Genomic DNA, 11413 nt, shown 5'->3' on the forward strand with positions numbered 1-11413 from the left:
GAGGCATCGACAGTCTCCCCAGCAGCCGCACCACGACCGACAACACCGCTGGCTAGACTGCCCGCAACCGTTCACTTTTCCAGCGTCGGAACCGTCCAGAACTCAAGCGTCGTCGACACGAGAGTGCTGGGGTGGGAGGATGAGGGCATGAGTGATCGCGTGCGCGTCGGTGTTGTGGGGCTCGGCGAGGCCGGGTCATTGATTGCCACGGGGTTGCTCAAGGCGGGTGCCCAGGTCGTCGGCTTCGACCCCGCTGTCACCAGTCATGCTTCGGTTCCCCTTGCGGACAGTTTGCCGACGGTCGTCACGGAAGCCGACATCGTGTTGTCGCTCAACTCGTCGACTGCGTCTCTGAAGGTGGCCGAGCAGGTTGCTCCACTACTCGAAAGCGGTGCGATCTTCGCCGATCTCAATACGGGCACGCCGGCGCTTAAACGCAGACTCGCGGGGTTGTTCGCCGACGACGCGTTCGTCGATGTGGCAATCATGAAGCCGGTACCCGGCCTCGCCGAGAAAGTGCCCATGGGCGTCGCCGGGCCCGCTGCCGCGCGATTCGTCGAGCAGCTAGCGCCCTTCGGCATGACTCTCGAGTACGTGTCAGAGGTGCCCGGCGAAGCCGCTGCGCGCAAGCTGATTCGCAGCATCCTGGCCAAAGGCATGGCGGGCGTGCTCATCGATTGCCTGTGGGCTGCCCAGAGCATGGGTCTCGAAAACTGGGCGTACGACGAGATTCTCCGCGAGTTCGACGCCAGCTCGAGCGACACGGCCAAGCGGTACCTGTCGGGCACCGCCCAGCACCTGAAGCGCCGGCAAATCGAGATGATGGATGTCGTCGAAATGCTCACCGAGACCGGGTACGAGAGCACGATGGTCGCCGCGATCGAAACCAACTACTCGCGCATTCTGCACGGGAAGAAGATTCCGTTCAGCCAGAACGTCAGCTAGCGGCCCGCGCGCTTGTCGCGCGCGCCCCCGCTAGTAGTCGAGCTGCTTTTGCAGTGCGTCGAGCACGACGTAGCACGGCAGCACCTGCGCGACACTCGAGTTGGGCTCGCGCCCCTCGCTGATCGCAGCCACGAACTCACGGTCTTGCAACTCGATGCCGTTCATCGACACGTCGACGTGCGACACGTCGATCTGCTCTTCTTTACCGGTGAACAGATCGTCATAGCGCGCGAGGTAGGTGCCCGTGTCGCCGATGTACCGAAAGAACGTGCCGAGCGGGCCATCGTTGTTGAACGACAGCGAGAGGGTGCAGATCTTGCCCGTGTCGGTCGCCAACTGAATCGACATGTCCATCGCAATACCGAGCTCGGGATGCTTCGGCCCCTGCACCGCGTTCGCCGTCACGATCTTCTCGCCGGTCTGGTACTGGAACAGGTCGACCGTGTGGGCGGCGTGGTGCCACAGCAGGTGGTCGGTCCACGAACGCGGCTCACCGAGCGCGTTCATGTTCGAGCGCCGGAAGAAGTAGGTCTGCACGTCGAGCTGCTGAATCTCGAGCTCGCCCGCAGCGATTTTGTGGTGCAGGTACTGGTGCGAGGGGTTGAAGCGGCGCGTGTGGCCCGCCATCGCGATCAGGCCAGTCTCGCGCTGCACGTCGACGATCTCTTGCACGCCGGCAAGCGAATCGGCCATCGGAATCTCGACCATGACGTGCTTGCCCGCACGCAGGGCCTCGAGCGTCTGCGCGTGGTGCATGTGGGTCGGAGTCGCCAGAATGACGCCGTCGAGGTCGTCCTGCGCGAGCAACTCGGAGTAGTCGGTGAACGCTTTCTCGGCACCGTACTTCTGCGCGACCTCGGTCGCGACCTCCATGCGACTGTGGGCGACGTAGCGAATCGTTGCGTCGCCGATCTGGGTGAGCGCGTCGAGGTGCTTGTGGCCAAACGCTCCGAGTCCGACGACGGCAAGATTGACGGTCACGAGTGCTCCTTCGGAGTGAGAATGAGGTGGCCGACCGAGGTATTCGAGGCGGGCACGTGGTTGAAACGGTAGACCTCGTCGACGTGCTCGCCGAGGGCCCCGCGCATGATGAGCCACATGATGAGCTCAACCCCTTCAGAGCCCGCCTCGACCATGTACTCGAGGTGCGGCTTGTACTGCAGCACCTCGGGCTCGTTGATGAGGTCGTCCATGAACTGCTTGTCCCAGGGCAGGTTGATGAGACCCGCCCGAGCGCCCTGAATCTGGTGGCTCATGCCGCCGGTACCCCACACCTGAACATCGAGATCGCCGTCGAACTGTTCGACCGCACGGCGAATCGCCTTGCCGATCGAGAGGCACCGCTCGCCTGACGGCTGCGGGTACATGACGACGTTGACCGGCAGCGGAATCACCTTGGTGGGCCACTTATCGGGCGTACCGAACATGAGTGACATCGGCACCGTGAGGCCGTGGTCGACTTCCAGCACGTTCAGCACCGTCATGTCGAAGTCGTCAAGAATGAGGGATGCCGCCAGGTGCGTTGCCAACTCGGGGGCACCCTCGACCACGGGAACCGGTCGCGGGCCATAGCCCTCGTCGCAGATCGCAAACGAGTCGGCAATTCCCATCGCAAACGTCGGCATGATCTCCATGCCGAAGTACGAAGCGTGGTCGTTGTAGACGATGATGGCGACGTCAGGAGTGTTCTCGCGCATCCACTGCTTCGAGAACTCGTAGCCGTCAAACATCGGCTTCCAGTAGTCCTCGTCGGTGCGACCCATGTCGATGGCCGCGCCCACTGCGGGAACGTGACTGGTCGCGATACCTGCACTGATGCGTGCCACTATGCCTCGCCTCTTTCTTTCTTCGAACGCCAGCCCTCAAGGTTGCGGCCGCCCGCGAGCATCATGGCTTGGTACTGCTCGGTGGTCATGTCGGTCATCGTGCTGACGGCCTGCACGTACGACAGTCCCTCAGACGCAAAGATCTTCGACAAGAAGTAGACGTTGCCGCCGGTGTCGAGCATCTTCTGAAAGTCGCGGTCGATCACCGCTTGCTTCTGCTCTTCCGTCATCTCCCACTCGTCGAGGTAGGTGCGCTGATCGGCCAGAAAACGCTCGCGGTTCTCGGCGCTGCGCAGACTCATGCAGAACTGGTTCAAGTGAAACCCCGCGCGGGCCTTTTCGATCGTGAAGATCGTGGTGCCCGGGATGTCGTCGAACTGGTGAAAGTCAGGTTTCATGATCAGCTCCAATACAGAGTGGTCGGGTTGGTGACGAGCAGCTTCTGCTGCAGTGCCGCGGTCGTCGCGATCGATGGCACGTAGTCGACGAGAATGCCGTCGTCGGGCATCTCTTTCTTCATGTTCGGGTGCGGCCAGTCGGTACCCCACAGCACTCGATCGGGAAACTCGTCGACGATCGTCTGGGCGAACGGAACGACGTCGGCATAGAGCGGAGAGCCCGTCGCGGTGAGGCGATCGGGGCAGCTGACCTTCGTCCACACGTCGGGCGTGTTTTGCACAAAGTCGACGAACATCGCGAACTCAGGGTTGTCGAGTGGTTTCGTGACATCGGGGCGGCCCATGTGGTCGATGACGAGGGGCACCCCGAGCGAGGAAAAGAAGCCTCTCTTTTCGGCCAGGTCAGTGGGCTCGAAGTACAACACGACGTGCCACCCGAGGGGAGCGATCTTAGCGATGATCTCGCGGTAGTACTCGTCGGGCCGGGGGTCAACGAGTCGCTTGACGTAGTTGAAGCGCACTCCGCGCACGCCGAGCTCGTGCATGCGCTCAAGCTCGTACTGCGTGACATCGGTCGTGACCGTCACGACGCCTCGCGCCTGATCGTCAGAGTGCTCGAGCACATCGAGCAATGCCGAGTTGTCGGCTCCGTGGCACGTTGCCTGCACGACGACGTTCTTCGTGAACCCGAGAAAGTCGCGAAGCGCGAAGAGTTGCTCGCGGCTGGCGTCGCACGGCGTGTACTTGCGCTCAGGAGCAAACGGAAAGGTGTCGCCCGGGCCGAACACGTGGCAGTGAGCATCCACCGCGCCCGCGGGCACAACGAAGCGGGGTGTGGTCGGCGACGGGTCCCAGTCGAGCCAGTCGGCATCTTTCACAAAGGCTGGCGCGTTCATCGGCCGCGAGCCTCCAACGCCTGATTGAGGCGAGGGAACACCGCTCGCGCGTTGCCCGCGAAGATGCGCGCCCGATCATCGTCAGTGATGTCGGCCGCATCGATGTACCGCTTCGTGTCGTCGAAGTAGTGACCGGTCGTCGGGTCGATGCCGCGCACAGCGCCGATCATCTCCGAACCAAAGAGGATGTTCTTGTTCTCGATGACCTCGACGAGCAAGTCGATGCCCGGCTGGTGATACACGCACGTGTCGAAGAAGACGTTGTTCATGACGTGTGTGCTGGGATCGGGCTTCTGCAACATGTCGGCGAGACCGCGGTAGCGCCCCCAGTGGTACGGCACCGCGCCGCCGCCGTGCGGGATGATGAGGCGCAGCGACGGGAAGTCGGCGAACAGGTCACCCTGAATGAGTTGCATGAAGGCGGTCGTGTCGGCGTTCATGTAGTGCGCACCCGTGGCATGAAAGTTTGGGTTGCACGAGGCCGAGACGTGCACCATTGCGGGCACATCGAGTTCGACCATCTTTTCGTAGAGCGGGTACCAGTACCGATCGGTGAGGGGCACGGTCTGCCACTGGCCTCCACTGGGGTCAGGGTTGAGATTGACGCCGATGAACCCCAACTCGTTGACGACGCGCTCGAGTTCGGCGATCGTCGCGGTGAGGTCTGCTCCCGGCGACTGCGGCAATTGGCCGACACCGATGAACGTGTCAGGAAACAGGTCGACGACGCGCTTGATCAGGTTGTTGCACGCGATCGTCCACTCGAGGCTGATGCGCTGGTCGCCCTCGTGATGCCCCATCGCTGACGCGCGCGGCGAGAAGATGGTCAGATCGCTGCCTCGCTCGGTGATGAGCTTGAGCTGGTTCTGCTCGATCGACGCTCGAATGATGTCGTCAGAGATCTCGGGGTACGCGGGGCTCGGCTCACCAGCGGCAAAGGCCGCCAGCTGGTCGATGCGCCACTGGTTGTGCAGCTCAGGAGCCGTTGTGTAGTGGCCGTGACTGTCGATGATCATGAGGTGCTCCAGGCTGATGCGGGTACGTAGATGTCGCCCGACATGAGCATGCGAGCGGTGCGAAGCAGAGCAGATCGGGTCACCACGGGTTCACCGCTGGAGGTGTCGACCTGCATGTGCACGGTGAAGAATCCGGTCGGATGCTCGACCACGACCTGGAGCTCATCGCCGATGCTCGCGAGGCCCGCGATGCGCGCAGCCACGCTGCCCTCGAGCATGCACGCGGTCGCCACCGACACGGCCCCAAGAACGCCGATCGACTCGTGAACACGATGCGGAATAAAGGTGCGCGTGCTCAGCAATCCCCCGTCACGCGCCGGCGAGAGCAGGCTCATCTTGGGCACGGTCTTGTTCGTCACGTCACCGAGGTTCATGAGTTCTCCGACCGCGAGCCGGACGCTTTCGATGCGCGCTCGTAGCTCGGTGTTCGCCTCAAGCTCGGCAGGGGTCTCGTAGCCGGTGATCCCGAAGTCTGACGCCGTGAGACAGACCACGGGCATCCCGTTGTCAATGCACGTGACCTCGACGCCGTCGACGACGTCGATGGCATTGCCGGTAGGCAAGAGCGCCCCGCAACTCGAGCCTGCAACATCTTCGAAATTGATCATGACCGGCGCATGGGTTCCGGGCACACCATCGATGGCCGCGGTGCCGGCGTAGTTCACGATGCCTCCGGGGGTCTCGATGAAGGCCGTGGCGGTTGAGTCGGTGTTGACCATGAAGATCGTGACGGGAGTGACGTCGTGCCGTGCAGCAACGAGGCCGCGCTCGAGGGCGAACGGTGCGACTCCGGCGAGGATATTGCCGCAGTTCTGCTGGTCGCTCACCTCGGCACGATCAGGCCAGACCTGCAAGAACAAGTAGTCGACATCGATGCCCGCGCGCTGCGACCGACTCACGACCGCCACCTTCGAGGTCAACGGATGCCCGCCGCCCATGCCGTCGATTTCGCGCACGTCGGGCGAGCCCATGGCCGCGAGCAAAAAACGGTCGCGCGCCGCGCGATCGGTCGGCAGGTCGTCGGCGATGAAGTACAGCCCTTTGGATGTTCCACCTCGCATGACAGAACACGGCACCGCCACCTGCGGGGAGGCTGCCGCACTGACCGCCGGCCTCGCCGTCATTCGGCGTAGTCCTCGTAGATGAGGCCCTTCGCGGCGAGCGCCTCGCGCATGCCGTAGATGTCGAGACCGAGCTCGCCGGCTCGAAGCCGCTCGCGCTTGCTCGTCTCGTTGGCTTCGCGAGCGAGGCCCTTCTCGAGCACGGCAGCAGCATCCTCGCGGCGCACCACGACAACGCCGTCGACGTCGGCGATGACCACATCACCGGGGTTCACGCACTGATTGGCAATGACGATAGGCGTTTGCACGTTGGCCGGGGTCGCCTTGACGGTGCCTTGCGCACCCACGTTCTTCGACCACACCGGAAAGCCCATCTCGGTGAGGGTCGCGACATCGCGCACGCCCGCGTCGATGACGAGGCCGCGCACACCATGAGCCATGAGGCTCTCGGCAAGAAGGTCACCGAGGTACCCGTCGTCGCACGGGCTCGTCGGGGTGACGATGAGCAGGTCTCCCTGTTGAGCTTGTTCGACCGCGACGTGAATCATCCAATTGTCGCCGGGAGCGACCTCACACGTGAGCGCGTTGCCCGCGACCTTGGCGGCAAAAATCGGGCGAAGGCGGATATCCAGAAGTCCGATGCGGCCCTGCGCCTCGTGAACGGTCGCGACACCGAGATCGGCGAGTCCGTCAACGATCTCGAGAGGGGTGCGGGGCGTTCCTCGAACGACGCGGGCCATGGTTCTCCTTCGAACTGCGCACGATGCGCGTGAGAACAGATAACGGCAGATCGAGCGACAAGGCTAGAGAGAATTCCGCTCAGCGGAAGGTCGGATCGTGTCTACTCAGCGCGCAGTCGAGACGCCTCGCCGAGGCCGATCTGTGCGAGCTTCTTCGAAATGGCGGCCGCCGTGATCTGCAACACCGGCACCATGCGCGAGATCGCCGTGTTATCGCTCGATGAGACAACGCCGAGCGCCGCGATCACCGCGCCCCCCTTGCCCCGCAAGGGCACGGCGACCGAGATGGCGCCCGGTGCGAGTTCTTCTCCCGTGATCGCGAAGCCCTGGGAGGTGATGGTCGACAGTTGCGAGCGCAGGGTCGCGGCGTCGGTTATCGTTTGGTCGGTGTATCGATCGAGCGAGCCGAGCACAGCGTCCTGGAGCTCAGCACCCCCGAAAGCCAGCAGCACCTTGCCGACGCCCGTCGCGTGCAGGGGCAAGCGCGAGCCGGGCTTACTGAGCACCGAGATCGTGCGCGAGCCGGCGATACGGTCGACGACGAGGCAGCGCAGGCCATCGAGCACGGCCACCTGAACGGCATCATTGCCGAGCTCGTAGACGTCTTCCATGTAGGGCAGCGCGACTTCGCGCAACTCAACGTGCACCGACGAGAGCGTGCCAAGGCGCCAAATCTTGCTGCCAATCTCGTAGTCTCGGTCGGCCCCTCGCACAAGTGCCGCATGCTTCTCGAGCTCATGCACCAGCCGGTGCACGGTGGTGAGCGGCAACCCTGTTCGACGCGAAATCGCAGCGAGAGACTGTCGTCGGTGAAGGGAATCGAAAGAGTCGAGCACCGCGAACACGCGCCCTGTCACTGTATGAGAGGCAGTCAGCGGCTCGACCATCTCAGGAGTTTATCGAGGCGTCACTCGAGCCGGTCCGTTTCGGCGACGGTTGATGTGACTGACCTCCGCCACGGACTATTCCCCGGCTGGGCGCGAGGAAGGAATCGGTGACAACTTGACCTGCCGGACGAAACGGAACCTAGCTCAACCTGTCCAAGGATCTGGCTGCCGGTCATCGCCTAGAGACCAAGCATGACTTCGTCCGCAAACGAAGGTTTTCGGACACCCGAAGCAGTGCCGGCCCTGAAGCAGGGATTCGCTGGGCCGTGGAGTTGCAGAACTCGCGTCCGAAATCAGTGTGCCGCGGGCAGCGTTTTCGGACGCGACCGACGACGCATGACGTGTTTGCTTTAGGACTCGACGAGCACCGTCCATGCTCGGCTTATTGCATGTCTGGCAGAGCCGCAGGTTTGCTGTCGCGTTTGCGGGGCGCAGCGACCGTTAGCTCTCCGATCGGATACTCGGATCTTCGGGCCGCGCCTGCCTTTTCAGCTGCGGACCGTTCATCGGCGCAGTCATCGCCACCGACTTTTTGACGGCCAAGGGATAGTCGACCTGGCCGAGGTTCTGTAAACGCACCTACCTCTCGATGAGAGCTAGGAAGGCGGTGGCTGAGATGAGCCACGATCAGCAGGAACGAACCGCAGGCAATGAGCCGAACGACCAGGCGACGGCGCAGGCGTCGCCGTCGTTGCGGGCGGTGGTGTATGTGCGGATCAGTGATGATCCCGAGGGCACCGAGCGCGGTGTTGACCGGCAGGAAGCTGACTGCCGGGCGTATGCGGCAGCGCACGGGTGGGAAGTCGCCCAGGTGTACCGGGAGAACGACACGTCGGCGTTCAAGCAGCGCACGATCACACTCCCGACGGGTGAGCGGGTGCGGCGCGTGGTGCGCCCGGAGTTCCGCGCGATGTTGAAGCACCTCAGCGAGCAGCGCGCCGGGGTGATGATCGCCTACGACCTGGATCGGGCGGTGCGCGACCCGAGAGACTTGGAAGACCTGATCGACGCCAAGGTACTCAACGGCTTCAGCGTCCGCTCCGTGACCGGCTCGCTGAGGTTGGATACGGATTCTGATGTGGCGATGGCGCGGGTGCTGGTCGCGATGGCGAACAAGTCCTCAGCCGACACCGCCCGCCGTGTCGCTCGGGCGGCGAAGCAGCAGGCCATCGAGGGCACTTGGCATGGTGGGCAGGTGCCGTTCGGCTACCGCGCCGAGAACCACACGCTCGTGATCGACCCCGAGGCTGCCGAGTTGGTGCGGGAAGCCGCGCGGCGGGTGCTGGCCGGAGAGACGTTGTACCGGATTCTCACCGACTGGAACCGGCGGGGTATCCGTACGACGCACGGGTGCCGGTGGTCGGATCGGACACTCAAACTGGTGCTGCGCAACCCCTCGATCAAGGGGGTACGGGAGTATCGACCGTTGTTGCCGGACGGCACCCGGTCGAAAACCTCCCTGATGCAGACGACCGCCGCGTGGCCCGCGATCTTGGACGAGGACACCTGGCAGCAGGTCTCCGATGTGCTCGATGCCCGCAAGCAGGCCCGAAACTTCCATCAGCCCGGCAGTGGGGCGGCGAAACGGCTGTATCCGTTCTCGGGTCTGATCCGCTGCTCGACCTGCGGACGCGCCATGCTGCATCGCGGCCAGGTGTATCAGTGTGTGCAACAGGTGCCGGGCGGGTGCAACCGCTCGATCCGTTCCGGCGACCTCACCAAACTCGTGGAGGAAGCCGTGCTCGCGACGTTCGAGCAGATCACCCTCAACCCCGCCAAGCGCCAGTCTCCGGGCGCGGATCAGGCCGCACGAGTGGGGCTTGCCGCGACGCTCGATGCCGACCGGGAACGCCTCGCCCGGCTCGATGATGACTACTACGACGGGTTGATCGACAAGTCGATGTGGGTGCGGCAACGCTCACGGATCGCCGAACGCATCGAACGCACCCGCCGCGAGTACGCCGCCACGGTGCCGGAGCACACTGGCCCGTCGATTGATATGACGACCGTCGCACAGGAGTGGGCCGACCGTACCCCGATGTGGCAGCACCAGGCCGCCAGTCTCGTCCTTGAAGCCGTCCTCGTTCACGCCCTGCCCAGGGGGATGAACGGCGCGACACCGGCGAGGCGGCGCAATGAGACCGTCGAAGCGTTTCATGCCCGCCGTGAGGTGTACCGGGCGGGGATTCTCGCACATCGGGTCGAGTTCGTCTGGCGCGCCTAACGCCCCCGCGCCTTCGGCAGGCCGCAGAGGGCTTGCAGTTGCTCACGCACCCGTGGGTCAGCGATGACCGGAGGCAGGCCCTGCGCTGCGCGGCTCTCCCGCGCGAGGCGTGCGCCGAGTGGTTCGGGGGCATCGGTCGAGGCTGGTTCGGGCGTGGTTGTGGTGGTCTGCGTCGAGGTATCCATGTAGACAGGTACGACAGGCAAACCACAACATCTAGTTGTACGGGGTCAGGACGTTGGTTGCAGTCGGCTGATCGGGGGGTTGCCTCCGAGGGCTGAGTGGCGTCGTCCAGTGTTGTAGTGCTCGAGCCAGGGGTCAAGTGCTGCGGTGCGGTCGTCGTTCGAGGTGAACGGTTGCCGGTAGGCCCATTCGGTTTGCAGGGTCCGGTTGAACCTCTCCACCTTGCCGTTCTGCCACGGGCAGTGCGGTTTGATGAACTTCTGCCGGATGCCGTGCGCGCCGCAGACGCCGCGCAGCGACCATCGGTAGGCCCAGGCGTTGTCGGTGATCAGCCGCTCGATGCGGGGGATGCCGTGCGCGGCGAAGTAGCCGATGGCGCGTTCGAGGAACGCGGCGCAGGTCGGGCCCTTCTCGTCGGGGAGGACCTCGGAGTATGCGAGCCGGGAGTGGTCGTCGACGACGGAGTGCACGTAGTCGTAGCCGACGACGGTCTGTTTCCGGGCGGCTGTGGAGCCCATCGCTCTGCCGTGCGCCTTCCACCCGCCGCCGTCGGGGATGCGACCGAGCTTCTTCACGTCCATGTGCACCAGCTCGCCGGGCTGCTCGCGTTCATAGCGGACCGCTGTGGTCTTCGACGCGCGGATCCGCTCCCCGGTCATCGGGTCCAGATCGACCAGACGAGGCAGCCCGGACCGGGCGATGATGCGCGACACCGTCCGCGCCGGCACCCCGGTGCGGGCCGCGACCTCGTCACGGCCGACTCGTTCCTTCTTCCGGATCGCGACCACCGCCGCGGCCCTGGCATCGGGGGTGCGGTTGGCGACGTGGTGAGGCCGCGAGGAGCGATCGTAGAGACCGGCTTCACCCTCGGCGCGGTAGCGGTCCAGCCACCGCTTCACGCAGCGTCGGGACACGCCCATTGCCGCGGCGATATGCGCCTGCTTCCACCCGGCACCGGCACGATGGACGATGAGCAGCCTGCCGTGCACGGTCAAGCGGGCATTACGGTGGGACACGAGAACCTCCGAGTTCGTGAAGACGTCAGACATCTCCACTAAGCCCGGAGGTTCTCCCCTTTCACAAGACCGGAAACGCCACCAACCTCATGGCCGGGTACATCCGAGGTGCCTCATGTAGGAATGCCCGCGAAATGGTTCCCGTGCCCCAGTTAAGTATGCCCGCGAAGCCGGGGGTCAGCTCGCGGGGCGTAGTTTGATGCCGCGGGTGGTGTCGGGCA

11 protein-coding genes are annotated in these 11413 nt (G+C 64.2%); 2 read left to right on the forward strand and 9 right to left on the reverse strand.

Annotation, left to right across the window (positions count from 1 at the left end):
• Nucleotides 1-147 precede the first annotated feature (147 nt).
• Complete coding sequence (locus FK219_RS12895; protein ID WP_152584277.1) at nucleotides 148-945, forward strand: NAD(P)-dependent oxidoreductase; 798 nt, start codon at nucleotides 148-150, stop codon at nucleotides 943-945.
• Nucleotides 946-975: 30 nt separating this feature from the next.
• Here FK219_RS12895 and FK219_RS14205 read toward each other — a convergent pair whose 3' ends face one another.
• The 8 genes from FK219_RS14205 to FK219_RS12935 form a co-directional block, all read right to left on the reverse strand.
• Nucleotides 976-1926, reverse strand: coding sequence for a Gfo/Idh/MocA family oxidoreductase (locus tag FK219_RS14205; RefSeq protein WP_152584278.1), 951 nt, complete (start codon nucleotides 1924-1926; stop codon nucleotides 976-978).
• Nucleotides 1923-2771 (reverse strand): class III extradiol dioxygenase subunit beta, encoded by an 849-nt coding sequence (locus FK219_RS12905; RefSeq protein ID WP_152584279.1) that lies wholly within the window; start codon nucleotides 2769-2771, stop codon nucleotides 1923-1925. Before FK219_RS12905 ends, FK219_RS14205 begins: the two co-directional genes overlap by 4 nt.
• Nucleotides 2771-3169, reverse strand: coding sequence for a protocatechuate 4,5-dioxygenase subunit alpha (gene ligA, locus FK219_RS13865; RefSeq protein ID WP_152584280.1), 399 nt, complete (start codon nucleotides 3167-3169; stop codon nucleotides 2771-2773). The genes FK219_RS12905 and ligA overlap by 1 nt, the downstream gene beginning before the upstream one ends.
• Before the next feature lie 2 nt (nucleotides 3170-3171).
• Nucleotides 3172-4065, reverse strand: a complete 894-nt coding sequence (locus tag FK219_RS12915) for an amidohydrolase family protein (protein WP_152584281.1) — start codon at nucleotides 4063-4065, stop codon at nucleotides 3172-3174.
• Entirely contained in the window at nucleotides 4062-5081 is a 1020-nt protein-coding gene (locus FK219_RS12920; protein WP_152584282.1) for an amidohydrolase family protein, read from the reverse strand. The genes FK219_RS12915 and FK219_RS12920 overlap by 4 nt, the downstream gene beginning before the upstream one ends.
• Nucleotides 5078-6205, reverse strand: coding sequence for a 4-oxalomesaconate tautomerase (locus tag FK219_RS12925; RefSeq protein WP_152584283.1), 1128 nt, complete (start codon nucleotides 6203-6205; stop codon nucleotides 5078-5080). The genes FK219_RS12920 and FK219_RS12925 overlap by 4 nt, the downstream gene beginning before the upstream one ends.
• Nucleotides 6202-6882 carry a 4-carboxy-4-hydroxy-2-oxoadipate aldolase/oxaloacetate decarboxylase gene (locus FK219_RS12930; protein WP_152584284.1) on the reverse strand — a complete coding sequence of 227 codons (681 nt, stop codon included), beginning with the start codon at nucleotides 6880-6882 and terminating at the stop codon, nucleotides 6202-6204. Before FK219_RS12930 ends, FK219_RS12925 begins: the two co-directional genes overlap by 4 nt.
• 101 nt (nucleotides 6883-6983) lie before the next feature.
• Complete coding sequence (locus tag FK219_RS12935) at nucleotides 6984-7769, reverse strand: IclR family transcriptional regulator (RefSeq protein ID WP_152584285.1); 786 nt, start codon at nucleotides 7767-7769, stop codon at nucleotides 6984-6986.
• 616 nt (nucleotides 7770-8385) lie between these two features.
• On the opposite strand from FK219_RS12935, the gene FK219_RS12940 reads away from it, so the two are divergent.
• Nucleotides 8386-9993 (forward strand): recombinase family protein, encoded by a 1608-nt coding sequence (locus FK219_RS12940; RefSeq protein ID WP_024476692.1) that lies wholly within the window; start codon nucleotides 8386-8388, stop codon nucleotides 9991-9993.
• A gap of 230 nt (nucleotides 9994-10223) precedes the next feature.
• On the opposite strand, the gene FK219_RS12945 is transcribed toward FK219_RS12940, so the two are convergent.
• Complete coding sequence (locus FK219_RS12945; RefSeq protein ID WP_101852925.1) at nucleotides 10224-11192, reverse strand: IS481 family transposase; 969 nt, start codon at nucleotides 11190-11192, stop codon at nucleotides 10224-10226.
• Nucleotides 11193-11413: the final 221 nt, after the last annotated feature.

This window comes from Microcella pacifica (assembly GCF_009371975.2).
In the GTDB taxonomy this organism is placed as follows: domain Bacteria; phylum Actinomycetota; class Actinomycetes; order Actinomycetales; family Microbacteriaceae; genus Microcella; species Microcella pacifica.

Coding starts and splice junctions, on each gene's coding strand:
- FK219_RS12940 (WP_024476692.1), top strand. CDS start 8,386: ATGAGCCACGATCAGCAGGAACGAACCGCAGGCAATGAGCCGAACGAC.
- FK219_RS12915 (WP_152584281.1), bottom strand. CDS start 4,065: ATGAACGCGCCAGCCTTTGTGAAAGATGCCGACTGGCTCGACTGGGAC.
- FK219_RS12895 (WP_152584277.1), top strand. CDS start 148: ATGAGTGATCGCGTGCGCGTCGGTGTTGTGGGGCTCGGCGAGGCCGGG.
- FK219_RS12930 (WP_152584284.1), bottom strand. CDS start 6,882: ATGGCCCGCGTCGTTCGAGGAACGCCCCGCACCCCTCTCGAGATCGTT.
- FK219_RS12925 (WP_152584283.1), bottom strand. CDS start 6,205: ATGACGGCGAGGCCGGCGGTCAGTGCGGCAGCCTCCCCGCAGGTGGCG.
- ligA (WP_152584280.1), bottom strand. CDS start 3,169: ATGAAACCTGACTTTCACCAGTTCGACGACATCCCGGGCACCACGATC.
- FK219_RS12935 (WP_152584285.1), bottom strand. CDS start 7,769: ATGGTCGAGCCGCTGACTGCCTCTCATACAGTGACAGGGCGCGTGTTC.
- FK219_RS12920 (WP_152584282.1), bottom strand. CDS start 5,081: ATGATCATCGACAGTCACGGCCACTACACAACGGCTCCTGAGCTGCAC.